We start from the raw sequence: 419 nt of genomic DNA, 5'->3' as shown, positions 1-419 counted from the left end.
ATTAATTATCTGCTTTGACATATTTTTTCTCACAAAAAAAGCACCCCATTGAGTGCTGTTGAAAGGGTCGAGTTTTAAGGGTAGAAAACTTGTGTGAACGTGGTTGAGATTCGCCAGATCTGGCCACCTAGACTTACTGGTGTATAGGTCAAATCAGTCTTGACTCTTACTTCACCATCAAGCGGTGAATCCCACAAAAACGAGTCTGCGCCCTTATGTTCATCAAAGAATGCCTTAATCTCTTGAATTTCAGCTTTGTAGGCCGTTCTTTGGTAAGCCCACTGACCTTTTCGATTGTTGATTCCAACTGAAATATTTTGCTCATAGCCATCGCCAAACTTTGAACTCAGTACATTGAAGTTCTGAGTGTTGGAGTTACCGTCCAAGTCACTTGGCCAGTCAAATTTTTGGTTGCTCAT

1 protein-coding gene is annotated in these 419 nt (G+C 41.3%); it reads right to left on the bottom strand.

What is annotated here, in order from left to right; translation table 11 throughout:
* Positions 1-74 precede the first annotated feature (74 nt).
* Positions 75-419 (bottom strand): phage tail protein (locus ADA42_RS16375; RefSeq protein WP_048766278.1); only part of this gene is annotated, 345 nt, incomplete at its 5' end.

This window comes from Acinetobacter sp. 243_ASPC (genome assembly GCF_001054715.1).
Taxonomy (GTDB): domain Bacteria; phylum Pseudomonadota; class Gammaproteobacteria; order Pseudomonadales; family Moraxellaceae; genus Acinetobacter; species Acinetobacter soli.
Note: the sequence above shows the minus strand (reverse complement) of the source record. Positions and strands in the feature narration are given on the sequence as shown.